The sequence below is a fragment of the Actinomadura hibisca NBRC 15177 genome (assembly GCF_001552635.1).
GTDB classification, from domain to species: domain Bacteria; phylum Actinomycetota; class Actinomycetes; order Streptosporangiales; family Streptosporangiaceae; genus Spirillospora; species Spirillospora hibisca.
Genome location: NZ_BCRO01000109.1, coordinates 12,466 through 34,145 on the forward strand (window position 1 = coordinate 12,466; position 21,680 = coordinate 34,145).

Genomic DNA, 21,680 nt, shown 5'->3' on the forward strand with positions numbered 1-21,680 from the left:
GTCAGGCGGCCCCCGACATGGTGCGACGTGGGGTGAACACCAGCGGCAGTTCGGCCGGGCCACGGGTGAACACGCCCTGCTCGACGGGCGTGAAGCCGTCGGCCAGCCGCAGGCCGGGCATGGCGTCCAGCAGCTGGTTCGCGCCGACCTCGACCTCGGTCTTGGCCAGCAACGCGCCCACGCAGAAGTGCCGTCCCAGCGCGAACGCCAGGTGGTCGGCGGCGGCCGAGAACGCGGTGGTGGTCTTGAGGTCGGCGCGCAGCACGTCGAAACGGTCGGGGTCGGTGTAACGCTCGGGGTCGCGGTTGGCGGCCCCGATCAGCGCGGTGACGGTGCTGCCCGCGGGGACGACGCCGCCGCCCAGCTCGACGTCCTCGGCGGGCTGCCGCATGATCATGTGGACGGGCGGGGTGTGGCGCAGCGTCTCGGCGAACGCGGCCGGGATCAGCGAGCGGTCGGCGCGCACGGCGGCGAGCTGCTCGGGGTGTTGGAGCAGGTTGGCGAACAGCGCCGAGATCGCCTTGTCGGTGGTCTCGCCCCCGGCGGCCAGCAGCAGGCTGCAGAACGCCTTGATGTCCTCGTCGCTCATCGAGGTGCCGTCGATCTCGGCGCGGCACAACGTGGACAGCAGGTCGTCGCCCAGGTGCTCGCGGCGCTCGCGGATGATCGGCAGCATGTACTCGGCGAACTCGGCGCGGGTGCGCATCCCCGCCTCGGCGACCTGCGGGTCCTGGGAGAGGTTGCCGAGGAAGGCGATGATCGAGGTGTACCAGCGCTGGAAGCGGGCGTGGTCGCCCTGGTCGAGGCCGAGCATGTCCACGATCACGTTGATCGGGAAGTGCGTGCTGTAGTCGCCGACCAGCTCGACGGAGCCGGTGTCGCGGAACCGGTCGATGAGCCGCCGGGAGTTGTCCTCGATGACCGGCAGGAAGGTCGCCTGGAGCTCGGCGCCGCGGAAGGCGGGGGCGACCAGCGCGCGGCGCACCGCGTGCTCGCGGCCGCTGAGCTGGAGGATGGTGCGGCCGTGCACCGGCTCCAGCTGCCAGTCGTAGTTGGCGGTGGTGAAGACCGGGTCGCGGAACACGCGCGAGACGTCCTCGTGGCGCGAGACGATGTAGGAGTTCATGGGCTCGTGCCACATGAGCGGGGCCCGCTCGCGCAGGACGCGGTAGGCGGAGTAGGGGTCGGCGGCGAAGTCCTTCGACAGGATGTCCGGCAACTCTCGGGGCGTGGACATGACGTTCCCTCCCGTTGCACGATCGGCGCACTGGCTCAACCGAGCGTAGAGAGCACTCCGCTACCAGTCCAGTACGTACGGTTTTGGCGTCGAATAAGACGTATCTCTGGCCTTGAAGGCAGCAATTACTTACTGCTCATTGAGGCCGGACTTGCCCAAGAGCGGTTCTGCTCTCCCTCCGCACCACCACCCTCCCGGACGCCCTTCCGGCAAAGAGTTCCCCACGGCATCGCACGGGTGCCGGGAGCCCCACGGGAACCATTCGCCCACCCCGACTAAACTGTCCAAGTAGGTCAGAACGGCGGTCATCCCGCCGTCCCGCCTCGGCGGGCCGACCCTGACTTCGCCCGCGCGAGCGCCGCCGCGTTCGCCGTCCCCCGGAGCGATGGGCGAATCCGGCGACCGGTCTAGACCATTTTGCGGAACAGGGTGGGTCATCCGGGAAGATCTCCCTCTCACACTTCGCCGCCGCCGCCGGCCCACCGGCCGGCGACCCCGGCGACGGCCCGACAGGAGGACAGCGACACCATGAGCACCCCTCTGGCCAATCCCCGCCGCACCAGGCTGATGGCCTGGCCCACGCAGGGCACCGAGGACCAGGAGTCCGAGCAGGCGGGCCTGCCCGCCGCCGACACCGCCACGGCCGCGTCCGAGGAGGAGCACTCCGCCCGCTGAGGCGTGGGTGGGTCGCTCCTTCGCCCGCCGGACCTCCCTGGGAGGACCGGCGGGCTTCGCGCGTTCCCGGTCTTGACCACCGGTCCGATTGTCCGAGGGTGCCGCTAGCTTGCCGATCACACCCGACAGAGGAGACCGGCATGGGCGCTTGGGATTACGGACCGTTCGACAACGACGGCGCGCTGGACTTCGTCGGTGGTCTGGCCGACGAGCCCGGCGACGTCACCGAGAAGCTGCGGGCGGCCATGGTCTCGGTGATCGAGTCGCGGGACTACCTCGACTTGGACGACGTCTCCGCCGCCCTCGCCGCCGCCTGCCTGGTCGCCGGGCGGCTCGACCCGGCGGTGATGACCAACGTCAACGGCAAGCACTACCTGGAACAGCTCACCTTCGACGCCGGGCCGCTGCGCGAGCCGGCGTCCAGCGCTTTCGTCCGGTCCTTCGCCGGTGGCGACAACGAGTGGTTCGAGCTGTGGGCGGACGCCGACGCCATGGCCGAGGTGGAGGCCGCGCACGCCCCCTACCGGCAGGTCCTCGCGTCGTAGGGGCGGGCCGTGGGTCCGGAGAGCGATATCCGTCTCGTCGATCCCTGGTCGCCGGGGTGGTGGGCGTGGTGGACTTGGTCCGTCCCTTCCTCCGGTTCTCACGGGAGCGCACGCATGGCTGACCCGATGACCATCGCGATCGCCTGCGCCGCGGCGGGCAAGGCCGTCGAGGTGGCGGGCGAGCCCGCCCGCGCGGCCGTCGCCGAGCTGGTGGCCAGGTTCCGCCGGCGGTTCCAGGACAGGCCCGACGAGCAGGCCGCGCTGGAGCGCGCCGCCGACGCGCCCGACTCCGCGGAGCGGCTGGCCGCGTTGGAGGGCGTGATCCGCCGCGAGATGGACGCCGACCCCGCGTTCGGGTCCGAGGTCACGGCGCTGTGGCAGCGGGCGGAGTCGTCGGTGTCGGCGCAGCATGACGGCGTGGCCAACAACTTCACCGGCACGGCCGGGAAGGTCGTGCAGATGCGCGACGTGCACGGCGGCTTCACGCTGAACTAGCGCGGCAGGCCCAGTTCCTCGCGGGCCTGCCCGAAGCGGTCCGGCCAGATCCACAGGCGGTGGGGCGGCGGGACGCGGTGGTAGCCGAACGGGCCCACCACGCTGCGGTCCCGCAGGTCCACGCAGATGCGCTGGTAGGCGCCCGCCACGGCCGCCTTGGGGTCGTCCAGCCCGCGCACGCCCAGCTTCACGCAGGCCCGGTACTCGTAGGCCAGCAGCAGGTCCGCGCCGAACTCCGCCCACATGCCGCGCCGTTCCGTCCAGGCCGCGTCGGCCTCGCGCAGCAGCAGCCGCAGGTCGGCCGGGCCGGGCAGCGACGGGTGCACCAGGAAGAGCGCGCCCCAGCCCGAGGCCACCATGTCCAGGTTGAACGTGCGGCGGTCGGGGTGGTCGCGCGGCGGCAGCGGGTCGGCGGGGCCGCCGTCGAACCACGGCGCGATGTAGGCCAGCAGCCGCCCGTAGCGGTCGATCATCTCCCCGGCGGGCAGCACCGCGACCCGGCGGCGGCCTCCGTTGGGGCGGGCCAGGCGGTGTTCCAGCAGCAGGTCGAACTCCGCGCTGGCGCGCTCACCTGCGGCGATGTGGCGGCGCGCGGCGTCGGGTGTGAGCCGTTCCAGCAGGTGTTCGCGGAGTTCGACGGGGATGAGCGGCTCGTAGGTGCCGTCGGTGAGCCGGGCCCGGCAGCGGTCGAGGGTGGTCTGGGCGGTGGGCGGCGCGCCCGCGTAGCCGGCCTTCTCGGGGGTGTCCACCGACACCATCCGGACGGGCTGCTCCACGACGGGGGTGTCACCGTCGGAGGCGCGCAGCAGGCGGCGCGGGGCCGGGCGGGCGGCGGGAGCGGGGGGATCGGCCATGGCGGCGTCCCTTCACCGGGACTCCGAGCCTGCCACCCTCCAGCCGATTTGCTCCGATATTGACCGCTATCGGGCACTGGAATTTTCGGCGATATTCCGTATGTTGTACAGAGTTACTCCGTCGGTCCCGCAGGAAGGCACGTCCCGTGACGCACGATGAGATCCCGTTCGAGGCGGGCGCCGAGTTCGACCGCCAGGTCCAGACCCTGGTCGCCCGGGGCTACCCCGCGCTCGCGGGCCTGGACGAGGCGGGGTTCGCCGCCCTGCTCGCCCCGCTCCGCGCCACCGCGACCGGGCGGGCCGCCGGCATGGTCCCGCCCACCGAGGGGCGGGTGCCGTTCATGCTGGTCGTCACCCGCGAGCTGGCCCCCGTCGAGGAGATGGTCCCGCGCACGACGCTGGCCCGCCGCACCAAGCCCGGCGTGATCGACCGCCACTACGCCGAGGGCGACATCGCCACGTTCGTCCCCACCAAGGAGGTCGAGCTGCCCGACGCCCGCGCCTACCTGCTGTTCGACGTGGAGCGGGGCGAGGAGTTCTGCAACGCGATCCCGAACGACGCCATGGCGGTGATCGCCACGCGGGACCGCACCCTGCTCACCATCGAGGAGGGCCTCGCGCTGGCCAACCAGTTCCCCGAGGCGCTGGCCAAGAACAAGTGCTTCTCGCTGGGCGGCTCGCGCTGCGGCGACCGGCGCGTCCCGGCCCTGTGGATCAGCCAGAACGCGCCCAAGCTCGGCTGGTGCTGGGCGGGCAACCCGCACACCTGGCTCGGCATGGCCTCCGCCGCCGACCGGGCGGGCTCGCTGGGCTGACGCGCTCGCACTGACAAAAGATCACGAGGGGGGCCATTCCGGCGATGCGCCACGTACTCTCACAAAGGTGAGCGTGGTCCGGGCGGAGGCGCGGCGGCGGTGGTCGCTGGTCGCGGCGTTGGTGGCGGTGTTGTGCGCGGTGCCGGTCGCCGTCGCGGCCCTCCCGGTGTCGTCGGCCGGGCCGGACGCGCAGGCGTTGCGGCGGCTGGTGCTGGCCTCGGCCGACGAGCCGCACGAGGGCCTGGTCGAGACGCGCGGCTCGCTGGGGCTGCCCGCCCTGCCGGGCCTGGACGAGGCGACCGCGCTGCTCAGCGGCACCTCGCGGCTGCGCGTCTGGTACGACGGGCCGCGCCGGTGGCGGGTCGCGCAGCTCCTGGCCGCCGGGGAGCGCGACTTCCAGCAGGGCCCCGACGCCCTCACCGTGTGGGACTACGAGCGCGAGGTCCTGACGCGGGTGCGCGGCCGCCCGGCGGTGCGGCTGCCCAACGCCTCCGACCTGTCCCCGCCCGCGCTGGCCCGCCGCCTGCTGGGCATGGCCGCGTCCGCCGACCGCGTGAGCGCGCTGCCCGCGCGGCGCACGGCGGGCCGCACGGCCGTGGGCCTGCGCGTGACGCCCGCCGGGGACACCACCACCGTCGGCGCGCTGGAGGTGTGGGCCGACCCCGAGACGGGGTTGCCGGTCGAGGTGCGGGTGACGCCGCGCGACGCCGACCGTCCCGCGCTGACCAGCCGTTTCCTGGACCTGCGCCTGGCGCGCCCGGCGGCGTCGGCGGTCGCGCCCCGGCCCGCGCCGGGGTTGCGGACCACGACGGTGTCGGCGCCGGACCTGCTGTCGCGGCTGGCGTCGGGCACCGAGGAGCGGCTGCCCGACACGCTGCTGGGCCGGCGGGCGCTGCCCGGCACGCCGTCGATCTCCAGCGTGCGCGGCTACCGGGACGGCCTGGCGACGTTCCTGGTCGCGCCGCTGCCGGGCCGCTACGGGAACCGCGTCCACCGGGCCGCGGTGGACGCGGGCGCGCCCGCCGTCGAGATGCCGCGCGAGGGAACGGAGGCGGTGCTGTTGCGGACCTCGCTGCTGACCGCGATCGTGGTGCTGGACGACACCGACGACCGGGTCTTCCTGCTGGTCGGCGCGATCCGGCCGGATCCGCTCGCCGAGATCGCCCGCGAGCTGGTGTCATGATCGCCACTCATGCGCTGACCAAGCGCTTCGGTCGGATCACCGCCGTGGACGCGGTGGACCTGGCCGTCGGCGAGGGCGACCGGTACGGGCTGCTCGGCCCCAACGGCTCGGGCAAGACCACGCTGGTGCGGATGTTGCTGGGCCTGGTCTACGCGACCTCCGGCGAGATCGAGGTGCTGGGCCGCCCGATGCCGCGCCGCGCGGCCGAGGTGCTGCCGCGCGTCGGGGCGCTGGTGGAGGGGCCGGGCGCGTACCGGCACCTGTCGGGCCGCGCGAACCTGCGCCACCTGGACGCCGCCGGGCCGGGCGGCTCCCGGCGCGGCCGCCGCGCCCGCGTCGAGGCCGTGCTCGACCGCGTCGGGCTCGGCGGCGTGGACGAGCGGCCCGTGCGCGCCTACTCGCTCGGGATGCGGCAGCGCCTCGGCCTCGCCGCCGCGCTGCTCGGCGGGCCGCGGCTGCTGATCCTGGACGAGCCGACCAACGGCCTGGACCCGCAGGGCATCCACGAGATCCGCGACCTGCTGAACGAGCTGAACGCCGCCGGGACCACGATCCTGCTGTGCAGCCACCTGCTCAGCGAGGTCGAGGAGTTGTGCACCCGCGTCGGCGTGATGGACCGGGGCCGCCTGGTGCTCCAGGCCGACATGGCCGAGGTGCGCGCGCCCACCGGGCAGGTCGAGGTGCGCTCCCCCGACGCCGACCGGGCGGTGGCGCTGCTGGACGGCCGCGTCGAGCACCGCTCCGGCGACCGGCTGCTGGTGCGCGCCGCCGACGCGGCCGAGCTGAACGCCCGGCTGGTCGGCGAGGGCCTGCGGATCACCGAGATCGGCGCGCGCCGCCGGTCGCTGGAGGAGGTCGTCCTGGACATCACCGGCCCGAGCGCCGACCGCCTGGACCGTGACACCGGCCGCGCCCCCGACCGTGACACCGGCCGCGCCCCCGACCGTGACGCCGACCGCGACGCCGCGCAGGAGCCGCAGCCGTGATCGCCACCGAGCTGGTGAAGATGGTGCGGCGCCCCCGCACGTGGGTGTCGCTGGCGCTGCTGTGCGGGCTGCCTGCGATCGTGGCGGTGTTCCTCGGCGTCACCGAGGTCGCGCCCGAACCCGGCGAGGGCCCGGCGTTCCTTTCGGCGGTGCTGACCAACGGCGCGTTGTACCCGGCGGCGGCGCTGGCGATGGTGCTGCCGCTGTTCCTGCCGGTGTCGGTGGCGGTGGTGGGCGGCGACTCGATCGCGGGCGAGGCGAGCGCGGGCATGTTGCGCTACCTGCTGCTGCGCCCGGTGGGCCGGACCCGGCTGCTGGTGGCCAAGCTCGTGACGCTGGTCGCGTACGTGCTGCTCGCGGTGGTGGCGGTCGTGGCGACGTCCTACCTGGCCGGGACACTGATGCTGGGCGACGCGCCCGCCGCCGCGCTGGAGGGCTCGGACCTGCTCACCTCGGTGTCGGGCACGGGCCTGACCAGGACCCAGCTCCTGCTGCGGGTGGGCGCGACGATGCTCTACATCGGGGCCTGCATGCTGGGCGTGGGCGCGATCGCGCTGTTCCTGTCCACGCTGACCGACTCGTCGCTGGGCGCGGCGCTCGGCGCGCTGGCCGCCCTGATCACCAGCCAGGTGCTGGTGACGCTGGAGGCGGCGGCGTCGGTGCAGCCGTACCTGCTGACGCGGTACTGGCTGGCGTGGGTGGACTTCTTCCGCGACCCGGTCCTGTGGCGCGACATCGAACGCGGGCTGGCGTTGCAGGGCGTGTACGTGGTGGTGTTCCTGGCGGCCGCGTGGGCGAACTTCGCGACCCGCGACGTGACGAGCTGACCCGCGTCCCTCAGGAGGCCGTGCGCAGGGTGTGGCAGTCGCCGGGCCCCGGCGCGACGGGCGGGCCGCCGCCCAGCGAGCGCAGCACGATCCCGGCCACCACGGGGTCGGTCGGCAGGCCGCCGTGCGTGGTCGCCGCGTCCCGGCACACCCCCTGCAACACGATGTTGAGCGCCCCGGCGAGCCGCGACGACTCCGGCCGCACGGTCTCGTCGTGCGTCGTCCACAACGACACCCACACCGGCGGGACGGGCGCGCGGGCCCCGAGGTCGCGCAGCAGCGGGCTGCCGGGCGCGAGCTGCTGGCACGCGCGCGGGCACGCGCCCGGAGCCAGCGCCGAACCCGCCGCCGCCACCTCCGCGCCCCCGTGCGGCGAGCCCAACGTGACCACGCGCCGGGCCTTCCGCGCGCCGTCGTGGTCGCGGACCCACAACCGCGCGACCACGCCGCCCGCCGAGTAGCCGACGACGTCCACCGACGGCGCGCCTTCGCGCAACTCCAGCGCCACGCGCCGGTCCAGCACCTTCGCCTGCTCGCGCAGGTCACCGGTACCGCCGGACGGCATCACCACGACCTCGGCCATGCGCCCCACCGAACGCAGCCGATCCGCCAACTCGACCAGGCCGCCGGTGCCCCCGCCGTACCCAGGCACCAGCAGCACCGGCCCCGGCTGATCCTGCCGGGCAGGAGGGCCGCTCCCGCCCTGCCCCAGCGCGACCCGGACCGTCACCACGACGGCCAGCACCACCGCGAACGCGAGCGCCCCCAGCACGAGCAGCCTGCGCCGCGGGCTGAGCCCGCTCAGATGGGTCAGCACCCGACCGTTCCCCGCACGTCCATGTAACCCAGAATGCACGCTTGCGACGACATTCGCCCAGAGCCGTGACCAGCGATTGGTCAGGGGCGAGCCGGGCCCTCCCCCGCGCCGCTCGCGGTGATGGCGGCGGTGATCTCGTCGAGGTCGGCGGTGGTCAACTCCAGCCGTCCCGCCGGGAGCCAGCCGTCCACCTGCGCGGCGCGGCGGGCCCCGACGATCGCGCCGGTGACGCCGGGCCAGGCCAGCGCCCACGCGATCGCAACCGCACCTGGCTCCACCTGGTGGCGCTCGGCGACGGGGCGCAGCGCCTCGGCTAGCGCCAGGTTGGCGGGCAGGCGGGTGGTGAAGTCGGGGGCGCTGCGCCGCCAGTCACCCTCGGGCAGGGCGGCGGCGCGTTCGGCGGTGAACGCGCCCGACAGCAGGCCCGACTGCATCGGCGAGTAGACGATCACGCCGGTGCCGTTGCGCTCGCACCAGGCGATCTCGGCGGCCTGCGTGCGGTTGATCGCCGACAGCGGCGGCTGGAAGGAGTCCACGTGCGCGACCTTCTCGGCCGCCTCCAGCCGCTCCAGCGAGTGGTTGGACAGCCCGATCGCGCGGACCTTGCCCTCTTGCTTCAGGTCGGCCATGGTCTGCCAGTACTCCTCGACCGGGTTGCCCGCGTCGGGGGTCTGGTGCACCTGGTAGAGGTCGATGCGCTCCACGCGCAGGCGGCGCAGGGAGTCCTCCACCTCGCGGCGCAGCGTGTCGGGGCGGGCGATCTTGGCGGGGCGGCCCTGCTCGTCCCACATCTCGCCGCCCTTGGTGAACACGTACGGGCGCTCGTCCGGCGGGATGCCGTCCAGCGCGGCCGCGACGACCTCCTCGGAGTGGCCGAGGCCGTAGACGGCGGCGGTGTCGACCCAGTTGACGCCGCGCTCGACCGCGTGCCGGATCGCCGCGACCGAGTCGTCGTCCTTCTGGCCGCCCCAGCCGTGCCGCCAGCTCCCGCCGACGGCCCAGGCCCCGAAGCCGACCCTGGTGATCTCCATTCCGGTGGTGCCGAACCGGACCTTCGGCAGCGTCATACCGTCCCCCCTCGACGTCGTCGTCTCCCCCCATCCTCCGTCATGGCGGCGGCGGCCTCGACGTTGACCGGGCTGATGCCGTTGCGCAGCAGCCAGCGCTGGTCGGCGATGCTCCACACCACGCGCGGCAGCGGGACGGGCCGCGAGCGGCGCAGCCGCCGGGCCCGCCACAACGCCCAGGCGGTCGGGGCGGCGAGCACGCCGGCGGTGATCAGCACGGGGTCGGGCACCGGGACGGTCATGGAGCGGTCCTTCCGGAAGGTGGTCTCACCTGTTACTTGTCCAAAGGGAGCCAACCTGTTGCACCCGTTCTCCGGTCCTTCCCGGAAACGGGCGCGGCCACGCGCCCCGGAACACTCCCCGGGACGCGTGGCCGTCGCTCTCAGTGGTCGCGGCGCGCGACCAGCCTCGCCAGCGCCGACAGCTCCTCCGCCGGGCGGCCCTCGGGGCTCGCCAGCGCCAGTTCCGCCAGCGCCTCGGTGAGCAGCTCGCCGGTGCGGCGGGTCGCCCACGAGCGGCCGCCCGCCGCCTCCACCAGCCGGGCGGCGCGGGCCGGTTCGCCGTCGTCCGGCGGCGCGTCGGCCAGGTAGAGCGCGGCCAGCTCGCGCCCGGCCTCGGTGCCGGAGGTGAGGGCGGCCACCACCGGCAGGGACTTCTTGCGGTTGCGCAGGTCGGAGTGGACGGGTTTGCCGGTGACGGCCGGGTCGCCCCAGATGCCCAGCAGGTCGTCCACGATCTGGAACGCGAGGCCGAGCCGCTCGCCGAACGCCCGCAGCCGCGTGACCTGCTCGCGGGTGCCGCCGCCGAACATGCCGCCCAGCGCGCACGCCGCGCCCAGCAGCGCGCCCGTCTTGCGCCCCGCCATCACCACGCACTCGGGCAGCGCCACGTCCGAGCGCTCCTCGAACGCCATGTCGGCGCTCTGCCCCTCGACCAGGTCCAGCACCGCCCGGCTCAGCGTCTGCACGCCGCCGCGCACCGCCGGGCCGGGCGCGGACGCGACGGTCTCGAACGCCGCCGCCAGCAGCGCGTCCCCCGCCAGGATCGCCGCGTTGGACCCGAACACCGTCCACGCGGTGGGCCGGTGCCGCCGGGTCAGGTCGCCGTCCATCACGTCGTCGTGCAGCAACGAGAAGTTGTGCACCAGCTCCACCGCGACGGCCGCCGGAAGAGCCCCGGCCGCCGTGCCGCCGACCGCCTCGGCGCACAGCAGCGCCAGCGCCGGGCGGATCGCCTTGCCGCCGTCGCCCTGCGCGGGCCGGTCGAGGTCGTCGCGCCAGCCGAAGTGGTAGGCGGCGATCCGGCGCATGGAGGCGGGCATCTCCTCCACCGCGTCGCGGAGCGCCGGGTCCAGCAACGACCGGCTCCACACCAGCACCTCGGCCGCCGGGCGGGCGTCCTGCTGCGCAACAACCATCGGTTCCTCCTCCGTCACCGAGCGATCTCGACGTTCTCCAGCACGCCCAGCGCGTCGGGCACCAGCACCGCCGCCGAGTAGTAGGCGCTGACCAGGTACGACAGCACCGCGTGCTCGTCGACGCCCATGAACCGCACCGACAGCCCCGGGGCCACCTCGTCGGGCAGGTCGGTGCGACGCAGCCCGATCACGCCCTGCTCCTCGGCGCCGGTGCGCATGACCAGGATCGAGCTGGTGCCCCGGCCGCTGATCGGGATCTTGTCGCAGGGGAAGAGCGGCACGCCGCGCCAGGAGGCCGTCCGGCGGCCCTCGTGCTCGACGGTGCCGGGGTAGACGCCGCGCCGGGTGCACTCGCGGCCGAACGCGGCGATCGTCTTGGGGTGGGCCAGGAAGAACCGCGAGCCGCGGCGGCGCGACAGCAGCTCGTCCAGGTCGTCGGGGGTGGGCGGGCCGCCGCGGGTCTGGATGCGCTGGCGCAGGTCGGCGTTGTGCAGCAGCCCGAAGTCGCGATTGTTGATCATCTCGTGCTCCTGGCGCTCGCGCAGCGCCTCGATCGTCAGCCGGAGCTGCTGCTCGACCTGGTCCATGGGGCCGTTGTAGAGGTCGGCGACGCGCGTGTGGACGCGCAGCACGGTCTGGGCGACGCTCAACTCGTACTCGCGCGGGTTGGTCTCGTAGTCGACGAACGTGCCGGGCAGCACCGGCTCGCCGTCGTGCCCGGACGCCAGCTCGATCTCGGCCTCGCCCTGCCTGTTGCTCGGCGGCTCGGGCGCGTCCCGGTACGCCTCCAGGTGGGTGCGCAACGCCTCGTAGCGGCCGGTCAGCTCACCGATCGCCTCGTTGGTCAGCGTCAGCACGGTGGTCGGGGTGAGGGCGCGGACGCTGTGGTCCCACTCGTCGGAGTTGCCGAGCAGGGCGCGGTCGCCGAAGAACCGGCCGTCGGCCAGCACGCCCAGCTCGACGGGGTCGCCGTACTCGCCGCGCCCGACCCGGGCGACCTTGCCGTGCGCGATGAGGACCACCTGGTCGACCGGGTGGCCCTCGGACACGATCACGTCGCCCGGCGCGTACTCGCGCTGGGTGAAGCGCCCGGCCAGCCCGGTCAGCACCTCCTCGCCGCCGGGCCCGGCCGCCAGGCCGCGCAGCGGCGGCAGCTCGCGCAGCTCGGCGGGGATGACGCGCACCGCCGCGCCGTCGTTGACGAACGTCACGACGCCGTCGCCGACGGTGTAGCTGAGCCGCCGGTTGACGCGGTACGCGCCGCCGGTGGCCTCCACCCAGGGCAGCAGGCGCAACAACCAGCGCGGGGTGATGCCCTGCATCTGCGGCACGGACTTGGTGGTGGTCGCCAGGTTCCGTGCGGCCGAGGTGCTGAGGCTCAACTGCTGTTCGGTCACGGGTCGTTACCTCCAGGGGGTGCCGGTGCTGGACGTGCCGGTGCTGGACGTGCCGAGGCGGGACGCGCCGAGGCGGGCGGCCGAGGTGCCGAGGCCGGTGGGGCCGCCCAGCCGCAGGAGCGGCCGGTGCGCGGGCGCTTCGGCGGTGCCCGCGCCCCGGTAGCGGCCGGTGCCGGTGCTCCAGGCCAGGTCGCCGGCCAGCCAGAGCCGCAGCGCCTCCACGTACCGGGAGAGCCGGTCGCGCGCGGCGGCGTCCAGGTCCTGGTCGGCGGCCAGCAGCGGCAGCTCGGCGGCGGCGAGGCGGTCGAACTGGCGCAGCCGCGCGTCGACCAGGTCGGTGACGATCCCGGCGGCGCGGCGCGTGTCGCAGTCCAGGAACGTCCGGACGGCGACGACCGCGTTGTTCAGGTCGCCCTCGGGGCCGGTCTCCTTCGGGAAGGACAGCAGGTCGTTGCGGAACGCGCCGATGTCGGCGAACGACTCGGCCAGCGCCCGCATCGGCCCGGTGTCCAGCAGCGGCACCTCCCCGCCCAGCAGGTGCCGCACCAGCAGTGACGACAGCTCCGCGCCGCTGGTCGTGCGGCGCGTCTCGACGTAGTCGACCGGGTCGGGGACGCGCTGCTGGACGAGGTTGGCCAGCTCCCACAACCAGCTCTCGGCCAGCCCGGCGACGGCGCCCTTCAGCTCCTCGCGCCGGTCGGGGGCCATGGTCGCGGTGGTGCGCGCCCACAGGTCGGCCAGGCCGCGTTCGACCGGGCCGTCCCCGGCCGCCCCCGCTTCCGTCCCGAGGGGCATCAGTTCGGTCAGGGCGCTCACGAACGCCCGCGCCCCCGCCAGGTCGCGCGGGCGTTTGAAGCGCTCGGTGAACAGGTCGTCGAAGTGCCGCCGCCACAGGTGCCAGTCGGTGACCAGCTCCAGATCGGGGGCCGCCGCGTCGGGATGGGTGAGCGCGGCGAACCGCCCGTGGTCGGCGGCGGCGAACCCGGCCGGATTCCACTGCCCGGCCGCGCCGCTCGACTGCGCGGCCGCGCTGCTCCACTGCGCGCCCGCGCCGTCCAGCATCCCCATGCGGGACGCCCACTCCTGCGCGTGGGCGCGCGCGGCGTCCAGGCGCGGATTGGTGCGGGCCTCGTAGGGCGCGGTGAGGGCGGGGGTCGCGAAACCGTCGCCGCCCGGCGGGGCCGCGCCGCCGAGCGACGGCGCGGTCCCGTACGGACTGGTGAAGGCGCGCAGGCGCACCGGGGAGGTGACGAGCCCGAGCAGCCCGGACCCGCCGTTCCCGCTCCCGCCCTTGTTCATGTAGCGGCTGGAGCGCATGTGCCACTCGTGGCCGCCGGACTGCCAGTCCTGCAACCCCTGCACGTAGCGCAGCACGTTCACCCGCTCGGCGGCGTCGAGGCCGTGCTCGTCCAGCAGCGGCGGCAGCTCCACCACGGCGGTGTTCTCGAACTGCTGCATCCGGGAGGTGAGCAGGTCGTTGGTGATGTCGGCGGCGCGCTGCGGATCGGTGCCGAAGAACCGCTCCATCACCAGGACGCCGTTGTTGACCTCGCCTTCCTCCTCGGTCTCGCGCTGGTAGGAGAAGATGTCGTTGCGCAGGTGGACGGCGTCGGAGAAGGTGTCCTTCAGCACCCGCAGCGGCCGCAGCGCCGCGACGCGGTCGGGCACCTCGCCGCCGAGCGCCACCTCGACCAGGTCGGCCGACCAGGGCGCGCCGCCGACCTTGCGGCGCATCGCCACGTAGTCGACGGGGTTGGGCACCCGCTCGTCGGAGATGTTGGCCAGCTCCCACGCCGATTCCAGCAGCAGGTTGTAGGTGCTCTCGGCGAAGCGCTCCAGCCAGCCGGGCGACATCAGCGGCGCGGTGCGCGACCACAGGTCGGCCAGGCCGCGCTCGACGGCGTTGACGGGCTCGGGCATCGTGCCGCCGTGCGGTGGCATGAAGTCCGGCAGCCGCGCCAGGTACCGCTTCGCGCCCTCCAGGTCGCGGGTCTTCTTGTAGACCTCCAGGAAGTGGTCGTCGAAGTAGAACACCCACACGTACCAGTCGTTGACCAGGTCGAGGAGCGGGCCGGAGGTGTCGGGGTGGGTGTAGGCGGTGAGCAGGGCGTAGTCGTGGGCGTCGTAGTCGGCCTCGGTCCAGACGGGGCCGCCGCCGGGGGCCTCCCCCGGCTCGCCGAGGAAGCCCATCGCGTAGGACCAGTCGCGGGAGTGGGCGCGGGTCCCTTCGAGGTGCGGGTTCAGCCGCGCGGGATGCGGCAGGTAGAAGTCGGGCAGGTCATACGGCTGCACTGCCACCGCCGTGCGCGACCTCGACGCTCTCCAGGACGCCCAGCGCGTCGGGCACCAGGACCGCCGCCGAGTAGTAGGTGCTGACCAGGTAGGACAGGATCGCCTGCTCGCTGACGCCCATGAACCGCGCCGACAGGCCGGGCTGGACCTCGTCGGGCAGGCCGGTCTGGTGCAGGCCGATGACGCCCTGCGCGGACTCGCCGGTGCGCATCAGCAGGATCGAGCTGGTCTTGGTCCTCCCGATCGGGATCTTGTTGCAGGGGAAGATCGGCACGCCGCGCCAGGCGGGGATGCGGTGGCCCGACACGTCGATGGGGTCGGGGTAGACGCCCTGCCTGCTGCACTCGCGGCCGAACGCGGCGATGGCCTTGGGGTGGGCCAGGAAGAAGGTCGGCTCCTTCCAGACCAGGGTGAGCAGGTCGTCCAGGTCGTCGGGGGTGGGCGGGCCGGACCTGGTGTGGATGCGCTGGGTCAGGTCGGCGTTGTGCAGCAGCCCGAAGTCGCGGTTGTTGACCAGCTCGCTCTCCTGGCGCTCGCGCAGCGCCTCGATGGTCAGGCGGAGCTGCTGCTCGACCTGGTCCATCGGCTGGTTGTAGAGGTCGGCGACGCGGGTGTGGACGCGCAGCACGGTCTGGGCGACGCTCAGCTCGTACTCGCGCGGGTTGGTCTCGTAGTCGACGAACGTGCCCGGCAGCACCGGCTCGCCCTCGTGCCCGGCGGCCAGCTCGATCGCGGCCTCGCCGCCCTCGTCGGTGGTGCGCTGCGAGCCCTCGCGGAAGGCGGTGATGTGCGCCTGGAGACCGTCCGAGCGGCCGAGGACCTCGCGGAAGTCGCCCTCGCTCATGCTGAGCACGGTGCAGGCGGTGACCGCCTTGACGGTGTGCTCCCACTCGGCGTCGGCGTCCAGCAGCGAGCGGTCGCCGAAGAACTGGCCGTCGGCCAGCACCCGCAGCACCGCCTCGTCGCCGTACTCGCCCTCGCCGATCTCGCGGACCTTGCCGTGCGCGATCAGGTGGACCTCGTCCAGCGGGCGGCCCTCGGTCACGATCACGTCGCCCGGCTCGTACTCGCGCTGGGTGAAGCGCTCGGCGAGCGCGGTGAGCACCGCCTCGTCCTCGAAGCCGCGCAGCGGCGGCAGCTCGCCCAGCTCGCGGGGGATGACGCGGACGTCGGCGCCGGTGGTCAGGAAGGTCACCCGCCCGTCGCCGACGGTGTAGCTGAGGCGGCGGTTGACGCGGTAGGCGCCGCCCGCCGCCTCCACCCACGGCAGCAGCTTGAGCAGCCACCGCGAGGAGATGCCCTGCATCTGGGGGACGGACTTGGTCGTGGTCGCCAGGTTCCGTGCGGCCTCGGTACCCAGGCTGAGCTGCTGTTCGGTCACGCTCCACACCACCGTTCCGGGGGTCGTCGACTTGCGATGAGGGGGCCGTCGTTCGCAGGTGCAAGAGTCGCGCGCGCAGCAGTGACATTACTCAGCGTGATTGATCGTGCACAACGGAAGACTTGTCTTACCTCCCATGACGACGGCCCCCGCACCGTCGGGTGCGGGGGCCGGTTCCGTCGGCGGGACGGGGGTTGCGGCTAGGCGGCCGCCTTGACGGGTTCGGGCGCGTTCTCCTCGCCCGCCTCCTCGATCGGCACGCCGGCCGTCTCGGGCAGCTTGATCAGCGGGATGAGGGCCACCGCCGCCGCCAGCATCAGGTAGTAGGCCGGGATGCTGTTGGAGCCGGTCGCCTTGATCAGCGAGCCGACCAGCACCGCGACCGTGCCGCCGAACAGCGAGGTCGAGACGTTGTAGCCGATGGCGAAGGCGCCGTAGCGCACCCGGGTCGGGAACATCGCCGGGAAGGTCGCGCCGATCACCGCCAGCATCAGCACCAGCAGGCCACCGATGATCATGTAGCCGCCGGCCACCGCCAGCCCGTCGCCGGTCTGCATCAGCGCGAACGCGGGCCAGCTCAGCAGCAGGAAGCCCACCGCCGAGGTGATCAGCAGCGGCTTGCGGCCGATGCGGTCCGACAACGCGCCGAGCGGCACGATCACCACGATCATGATCAGCTCCACGCCGATCGTGATCAGCTGCGCCGGGGTGGCGTCCACCTCCAGGTTCTCGGTCAGGTAGGACGGCATGAACGTCAGCAGCGTGTAGTCGGCCACGTTCAGCAGGAACACGATCGAGATCAGCATGGCGATCATGCGCCAGTGCCGGGCCAGGGTCTCCTTCAGCGGCGAGCGCGCCCGCTCGCCGCTGCGCTCCAGGTTCCGGAAGGCGGGGGTGTCCTCGATGCGCGAGCGCACGTACAGCCCGACCAGGCCGAGCGGCAGCGCGATCAGGAACGGGATGCGCCAGCCCCAGGCGTGCATGGCCTCGTCGCCGAGCGCGAGGTTCACGCCCAGCACCAGCGCCGCGCCGAGCGCGAAGCCCGCCAGGGTGCCCAGTTCCAGGAAGCTGCCGAAGAAGCCGCGCCGCTTGGTCGGCGCGTACTCGGCGATCATGGTGGCGGCGCCGCCGTACTCGCCGCCCGCCGAGAAGCCCTGGACCAGGCGCACCAGCAGCAGCAACAGCGGCGCGGCGAAGCCGATCTGGGCGTAGCCGGGCAGCACGCCGATCAGCGCGGTCGAGCCCGACATCAGGATGATGGTCATGGCCAGCACCCGCTTGCGGCCGATGCGGTCGCCGAGCGGGCCGAAGAACATGCCGCCGAAGGGGCGGGCGATGAACGCGGCGGCGATCATGGCGAACGAGCGCAACACCGCGCCCCCGTCGTCGCCGGCCGGGAAGAACACCGTCCCGATGATCGCGGTCATGACCCCGGCGGAGAACACGCCGAAGTCGAACCACTCGATGCAGTTGCCCATCGCCGAGGCGATGACGGCCTTGCGCACGGTGGCCTCGTCGGGGGCCCCGACGGCGTTGTCGTCGGCACCGCCGCCGTGCGGCCCGCGTTCGTGCGGCGCGGGGCCCTCGTCCAGCATTGACATGGTCGAACCTCCAGTTCCCCCTCCTGCCCGGAGATTCGCCTGACTAACTTTTGGGACAGTAAAGAGGAAATCCACACATTGCGGATATGCGGGAGGCCGCCGGGCTACGCGTCGTCGGGGAGCTGGGGCAGCTGCTCGGTGCGCTGCGGGTCGGGGTCGATCTTCAGCGGCCCGTCGTCCTCGGGGATGGCCAGCAGCGCCTGGGTGGTCTGCGACTCGCGAGTGATCACGCCGCTGGCCAGCACGGTGTTGCGGTGCCGCAGCGCGCCGTTCTGCCGCAGCAGGTCGTCGATCTCGGCGCGGGCGCGCGCGACGCGCTTGGCCATCCGCAGGTGCGACACGAAGCCGCCGACCGCGAGGCCCAGGATGAAGGCAGCGGCGGGGTAGCCGACGGCCGGGGGCGCGGCGAGCACCGCCACGGCGGCGACGACCAGGGCGACGACCATCGCAAGTGCGCCAAAGTTCCGCTCCGCCCAGTCCAGGACGGCATTGACGCGCTTGGGAATCCTCACTCGCCTACTCCTCCGATTCGACCGGGCCCGGGGGGCGGGCCGGGGACTGACGGCCCGCGACGGGCCTGGCCTGCGCGCCCGCCCGGCGGGGGTGTGCGGAGCGGGGGGCGACCAAGTGTCAACGCCGGCGGCGGCGCCGGGTGTTCCGGGTCCGGCTGAGGCTCGCGTCACGCGCGGCGCGCCCCGCCTTCCGGCAGCCGGTGCCGCCGGAGATCACGAAACCCTAACAGCCCGCCGCCGGCGGCTCCCACGGCGGGTCGATCGAGATGCGAGCACGGGTCCCGGCCGAATATCGTCACTAGACATGAGCGAACACTTTGACGTCGTGGTCCTGGGCGCGGGCCCGGGTGGTTATGTCGCCGCGATCCGGTCGGCACAGCTCGGGCTGAAGACGGCGATCATCGAGGAGAAGTACTGGGGCGGCGTCTGCCTCAACGTGGGCTGCATCCCGTCCAAGGCGCTGCTGCGCAACGCCGAACTGGCGCACATCTTCACCCAGGAGGCCGACAAGTTCGGCATCAGGGCCGAGGGCCCGGTCTCCTTCGACTACGGCGTCGCCTACCAGCGCAGCCGCCAGGTCTCGGAGAAGCTCGTCAAGGGCGTGCAGTTCCTGATGAAGAAGAACAAGATCACCTCCTTCGACGGGCGCGGCACCTTCACCGACCCCAACACCCTCCAGGTGGCCGGGTCCGACGGCGCGTCGCAGACCGTCACCTTCGACCACTGCATCATCGCCGCCGGCGCGCACACCAAGCTGCTGCCGGGCACCTCGCTGTCGGAGCGCGTGGTGACCTACGAGGAGCAGATCCTCAGCTCCGAACTGCCGGGCAGCATCGTCATCGCGGGCGCGGGCGCCATCGGCGTCGAGTTCGCCTACGTGCTGCACAACTACGGCGTCAAGGTCACCATCGTCGAGTTCCTGGACCGCATGGTCCCCAACGAGGACGCCGACGTGTCCAAGGAGCTGGCCAAGCGCTACCGCAAGCTCGGCGTGGAGGTCCTCACCTCCACCCGGGTGGACTCCATCGACGACTCCGGCGACAAGGTCAAGGTGACCGTCACCGGCAAGGACGGCGCGTCCAAGACGCTGGAGACCGACAAGGTCCTGCAGGCCATCGGCTTCGCGCCCAACGTCGAGGGCTACGGCCTGGAGAAGGCGGGCGTCAAGCTCACCGACCGCGGCGCCATCGACGTCGACGGCCGCTGCCGCACCTCGGCGCCGCACATCTTCGCGATCGGCGACGTCACCGCCAAGCTGATGCTGGCGCACGCCGCCGAGGCCATGGGCATCGTCGCCGCCGAGACCATCGCCGACGCCGAGACGATGGAGCTCGACTACGTGATGATCCCGCGCGCCACCTACTGCCAGCCGCAGGTCGCGAGCTTCGGCTGGACCGAGGCGCAGGCCAAGGAGCAGGGCTTCGACGTCAAGGTCGCCAAGTTCCCCTTCAGCGCCAACGGCAAGGCGCTCGGCATGGGCGAGGGCGACGGCTTCGTCAAGGTGATCAGCGACGCGCAGTACGGCGAGATCCTGGGCGCCCACATGATCGGCCCGGAGGTCACCGAGCTGCTGCCGGAGCTGACCCTGGCCCAGCAGTGGGACCTGACCGTCAACGAGGTCGCCCGCAACGTGCACGCCCACCCGACGCTGGGCGAGGCGATGAAGGAAGCGGTGCACGGCCTGGCCGGCCACATGATCAACATGTGATCTCCCGACCGCCCGACGGCCCCGGACCGCCCGGTCCGGGGCCGTCGCCGTGGGGGCGCAACGAATCGCCGTCCCGCCGCCCCGACAAGCAACGAACCACCAGGTCAGCGCAATGTCGGCGGATTGGAAGCGGCGGCGGCGCTTCCTAGGCTTTCGATCATCGTTCCGAGAGCCCCCCAGGAGAACGCATGACCGTCTCACCGGCGATGGAGCCGGCCACCGCGCAGCGCGCCGCGACCCGCCGCCGCTACCTGATGTGCCGCCCGGAGCACTTCACCGTCGCCTACACGATCAACCCGTGGATGGACCCCGCGCTGGGCGCCGACGCGGCCCTCGCCGTGGCCCAGTGGGACCGGCTGCGCGCCGCCTACCTGGAGCTGGGCCACGAGGTCGAGCTGATCGATCCGCTGCCCGGCCTGCCCGACATGGTGTTCGCCGCCAACGGCGCGCTGGTCGTCGGCGGCCGCGCCTACGGGGCCCGCTTCACCCACCCCGAGCGCGCCGCCGAGGGCCCCGCCTACGCGACGTGGCTGCGCACACAGGGCTTCGAGCTGCTGGAGCCGTCCCACACCAACGAGGGCGAGGGCGACTTCCTGACGCTCGACCACGTGATCCTGGCGGGCACCGGCTTCCGCACCGACCTGGCCGCCCACCAGGAGGCGCAGGAGTTCCTGGGCCGCCCGGTGGTGACGCTGCGCCTGGTGGACCCGCGCTTCTACCACCTGGACACCGCCCTGTTCCCGCTGGACGGCGACAACGTGGCCTACTACCCCGGCGCGTTCTCCCCCGGCAGCCGCTCGGTCCTGGAACGGCTGTTCCCGCACGCCGTCCTCGCCTCCGAGCAGGACGCGGCCGTGCTGGGCCTGAACGCGGTCTCCGACGGCCGCAACGTCGTGGTCAACGCCGAGGCGAGCACCCTGATCACGACGCTCTCCACCGCCGGCTACCACCCCGTCCCGGTGGACCTGTCGGAACTGCGCAAGGCGGGCGGCGGCCCCAAGTGCTGCACGCTGGAGCTGCGCACCTGACCCCGGGTTCCGGGGCATCCCACCCCATCCGGGACCATTGACCCATGCAGTTCGATGACGAATACGGCCACATCGCCCTCGACGGCGCCGAGAACGTCCGCGACCTCGGCGGCATCCCGCTGGCGGGCGGGGGCGAGGTGGCCGCCGGCCGCCTGCTGCGCGCCGACGCCCTCAACAAGCTCACCGACGCCGACCTCGACCGCCTGGCCGGCGTCCGCACCGTCATCGACTTCCGCACCCCGATGGAGATCCGCACCAACGGCGCCGACCGCCTGCCCGCCGGGGCCGAGCTGGTCGAGCTGCCGGTCGCGGGCGGCGACCTGGACGCCTTCTACGAGGTGATCGGCAGCGGCGACGCCGAGCGCCAGGAGCAGCTGCTGGGCGACGGCCGCACCGAGCACGTCCTGGTCGAGATCAACCGGAACTTCGTGGCGATGCCGATCGAGCGCGAGAAGTTCGCCGCCGCCCTGACCCTGGCCGCCGACGCCGCCCGGCTGCCCCTGCTGTTCCACTGCACGGCGGGCAAGGACCGCACCGGCTGGATGGCGGCGATCGTCCTGACCATCGCGGGCGCGTCGCGCGCCGACGTCATGGCCGACTACCTGCGCTCCAACGACTACCACCGCGAGAGCTACGGCAAGCTGCTGGCCTACCTGGGCGAGTCGGGCCAGATGCGGGACCCCGAACTGCTGCGCCCGATGCTGGAGCAGCGCCCCGCCTACCTGGAGGCGGCGTTCGAGGAGGCCGACCGGATGTACGGCTCGTTCGACGCCTTCCTGACCAAGGGCCTGGACCTGTCCGAAGACCTCCGCACCGCCATCCACGACGCGCTCCGCGCGTAGG

General features: G+C 73.1%; 21 protein-coding genes. 10 read left to right on the forward strand and 11 right to left on the reverse strand.

Annotated features, from left to right (window positions below; translation table 11 throughout):
* Nucleotide 1: 1 nt before the first annotated feature.
* Nucleotides 2-1,237 (reverse strand): cytochrome P450, encoded by a 1,236-nt coding sequence (locus AH6_RS37345; RefSeq protein ID WP_067490046.1) that lies wholly within the window; start codon nucleotides 1,235-1,237, stop codon nucleotides 2-4.
* A gap of 528 nt (nucleotides 1,238-1,765) precedes the next feature.
* Here AH6_RS37345 and AH6_RS44925 point away from each other — a divergent pair.
* The 3 genes from AH6_RS44925 (at nucleotide 1,766) to AH6_RS37355 (ending at nucleotide 2,952) form a co-directional block, all read left to right on the forward strand.
* Nucleotides 1,766-1,912, forward strand: a complete 147-nt coding sequence (locus AH6_RS44925; protein WP_169807966.1) for a hypothetical protein — start codon at nucleotides 1,766-1,768, stop codon at nucleotides 1,910-1,912.
* Nucleotides 1,913-2,052: 140 nt separating this feature from the next.
* Nucleotides 2,053-2,457 (forward strand): DUF4259 domain-containing protein, encoded by a 405-nt coding sequence (locus AH6_RS37350; RefSeq protein WP_067490049.1) that lies wholly within the window; start codon nucleotides 2,053-2,055, stop codon nucleotides 2,455-2,457.
* Nucleotides 2,458-2,571: 114 nt separating this feature from the next.
* Complete coding sequence (locus AH6_RS37355) at nucleotides 2,572-2,952, forward strand: hypothetical protein (protein ID WP_067490052.1); 381 nt, start codon at nucleotides 2,572-2,574, stop codon at nucleotides 2,950-2,952.
* Here the strand turns inward: AH6_RS37355 and AH6_RS37360 are convergent.
* Nucleotides 2,949-3,806 (reverse strand): hypothetical protein, encoded by an 858-nt coding sequence (locus tag AH6_RS37360; protein WP_067490055.1) that lies wholly within the window; start codon nucleotides 3,804-3,806, stop codon nucleotides 2,949-2,951. The two genes, AH6_RS37355 and AH6_RS37360, sit on opposite strands and share 4 nt — an antisense overlap.
* A 146-nt stretch (nucleotides 3,807-3,952) precedes the next feature.
* Here AH6_RS37360 and AH6_RS37365 point away from each other — a divergent pair, with 146 nt between their 5' ends.
* The 4 genes from AH6_RS37365 (at nucleotide 3,953) to AH6_RS37380 (ending at nucleotide 7,617) form a co-directional block, all read left to right on the forward strand.
* Complete coding sequence (locus AH6_RS37365) at nucleotides 3,953-4,621, forward strand: DUF5701 family protein (RefSeq protein ID WP_067490058.1); 669 nt, start codon at nucleotides 3,953-3,955, stop codon at nucleotides 4,619-4,621.
* Nucleotides 4,622-4,688: 67 nt separating this feature from the next.
* On the forward strand, nucleotides 4,689-5,804 hold the full coding sequence (locus AH6_RS37370) for a hypothetical protein (RefSeq protein WP_067490062.1): 1,116 nt from the start codon (nucleotides 4,689-4,691) through the stop codon (nucleotides 5,802-5,804).
* Nucleotides 5,801-6,790, forward strand: a complete 990-nt coding sequence (locus tag AH6_RS37375) for an ABC transporter ATP-binding protein (RefSeq protein WP_067490066.1) — start codon at nucleotides 5,801-5,803, stop codon at nucleotides 6,788-6,790. The genes AH6_RS37370 and AH6_RS37375 overlap by 4 nt, the downstream gene beginning before the upstream one ends.
* Nucleotides 6,787-7,617, forward strand: a complete 831-nt coding sequence (locus AH6_RS37380; RefSeq protein WP_067490069.1) for an ABC transporter permease — start codon at nucleotides 6,787-6,789, stop codon at nucleotides 7,615-7,617. Before AH6_RS37375 ends, AH6_RS37380 begins: the two co-directional genes overlap by 4 nt.
* A gap of 10 nt (nucleotides 7,618-7,627) precedes the next feature.
* Here AH6_RS37380 and AH6_RS37385 read toward each other — a convergent pair whose 3' ends face one another.
* The 9 genes from AH6_RS37385 to AH6_RS37425 all read right to left on the reverse strand — a co-directional run bounded on the left by AH6_RS37385 (nucleotide 7,628) and on the right by AH6_RS37425 (nucleotide 18,101).
* Nucleotides 7,628-8,434 carry a lipase family alpha/beta hydrolase gene (locus tag AH6_RS37385; RefSeq protein ID WP_218006019.1) on the reverse strand — a complete coding sequence of 269 codons (807 nt, stop codon included), beginning with the start codon at nucleotides 8,432-8,434 and terminating at the stop codon, nucleotides 7,628-7,630.
* A gap of 80 nt (nucleotides 8,435-8,514) precedes the next feature.
* Complete coding sequence (locus AH6_RS37390; protein ID WP_067490072.1) at nucleotides 8,515-9,501, reverse strand: aldo/keto reductase; 987 nt, start codon at nucleotides 9,499-9,501, stop codon at nucleotides 8,515-8,517.
* Entirely contained in the window at nucleotides 9,498-9,743 is a 246-nt protein-coding gene (locus tag AH6_RS37395) for a hypothetical protein (RefSeq protein ID WP_067490075.1), read from the reverse strand. The genes AH6_RS37390 and AH6_RS37395 overlap by 4 nt, the downstream gene beginning before the upstream one ends.
* 140 nt (nucleotides 9,744-9,883) lie before the next feature.
* Complete coding sequence (locus tag AH6_RS37400; protein WP_067490078.1) at nucleotides 9,884-10,918, reverse strand: family 2 encapsulin nanocompartment cargo protein polyprenyl transferase; 1,035 nt, start codon at nucleotides 10,916-10,918, stop codon at nucleotides 9,884-9,886.
* A gap of 14 nt (nucleotides 10,919-10,932) precedes the next feature.
* Nucleotides 10,933-12,315 (reverse strand): family 2B encapsulin nanocompartment shell protein, encoded by a 1,383-nt coding sequence (locus AH6_RS37405; protein ID WP_067490080.1) that lies wholly within the window; start codon nucleotides 12,313-12,315, stop codon nucleotides 10,933-10,935.
* Nucleotides 12,316-12,321: 6 nt separating this feature from the next.
* On the reverse strand, nucleotides 12,322-14,613 hold the full coding sequence (locus tag AH6_RS37410; RefSeq protein WP_157431955.1) for a terpene synthase family protein: 2,292 nt from the start codon (nucleotides 14,611-14,613) through the stop codon (nucleotides 12,322-12,324).
* Nucleotides 14,594-15,988, reverse strand: coding sequence for a family 2B encapsulin nanocompartment shell protein (locus AH6_RS37415; RefSeq protein ID WP_067490125.1), 1,395 nt, complete (start codon nucleotides 15,986-15,988; stop codon nucleotides 14,594-14,596). The genes AH6_RS37410 and AH6_RS37415 overlap by 20 nt, the downstream gene beginning before the upstream one ends.
* A 200-nt stretch (nucleotides 15,989-16,188) precedes the next feature.
* Entirely contained in the window at nucleotides 16,189-17,589 is a 1,401-nt protein-coding gene (locus AH6_RS37420; protein ID WP_245679637.1) for an MFS transporter, read from the reverse strand.
* A gap of 104 nt (nucleotides 17,590-17,693) precedes the next feature.
* Nucleotides 17,694-18,101 (reverse strand): hypothetical protein, encoded by a 408-nt coding sequence (locus tag AH6_RS37425; protein ID WP_157431956.1) that lies wholly within the window; start codon nucleotides 18,099-18,101, stop codon nucleotides 17,694-17,696.
* Between the two features lie 304 nt (nucleotides 18,102-18,405).
* Here AH6_RS37425 and lpdA point away from each other — a divergent pair, with 304 nt between their 5' ends.
* The 3 genes from lpdA to AH6_RS37440 all read left to right on the forward strand — a co-directional run bounded on the left by lpdA (nucleotide 18,406) and on the right by AH6_RS37440 (nucleotide 21,679).
* Entirely contained in the window at nucleotides 18,406-19,809 is a 1,404-nt protein-coding gene (lpdA, locus tag AH6_RS37430; RefSeq protein ID WP_067490089.1) for a dihydrolipoyl dehydrogenase, read from the forward strand.
* Between the two features lie 188 nt (nucleotides 19,810-19,997).
* Nucleotides 19,998-20,837, forward strand: coding sequence for a dimethylargininase (gene ddaH, locus AH6_RS37435; protein WP_083983842.1), 840 nt, complete (start codon nucleotides 19,998-20,000; stop codon nucleotides 20,835-20,837).
* Between the two features lie 44 nt (nucleotides 20,838-20,881).
* Entirely contained in the window at nucleotides 20,882-21,679 is a 798-nt protein-coding gene (locus AH6_RS37440; protein WP_067490092.1) for a tyrosine-protein phosphatase, read from the forward strand.
* Nucleotide 21,680: the final 1 nt, after the last annotated feature.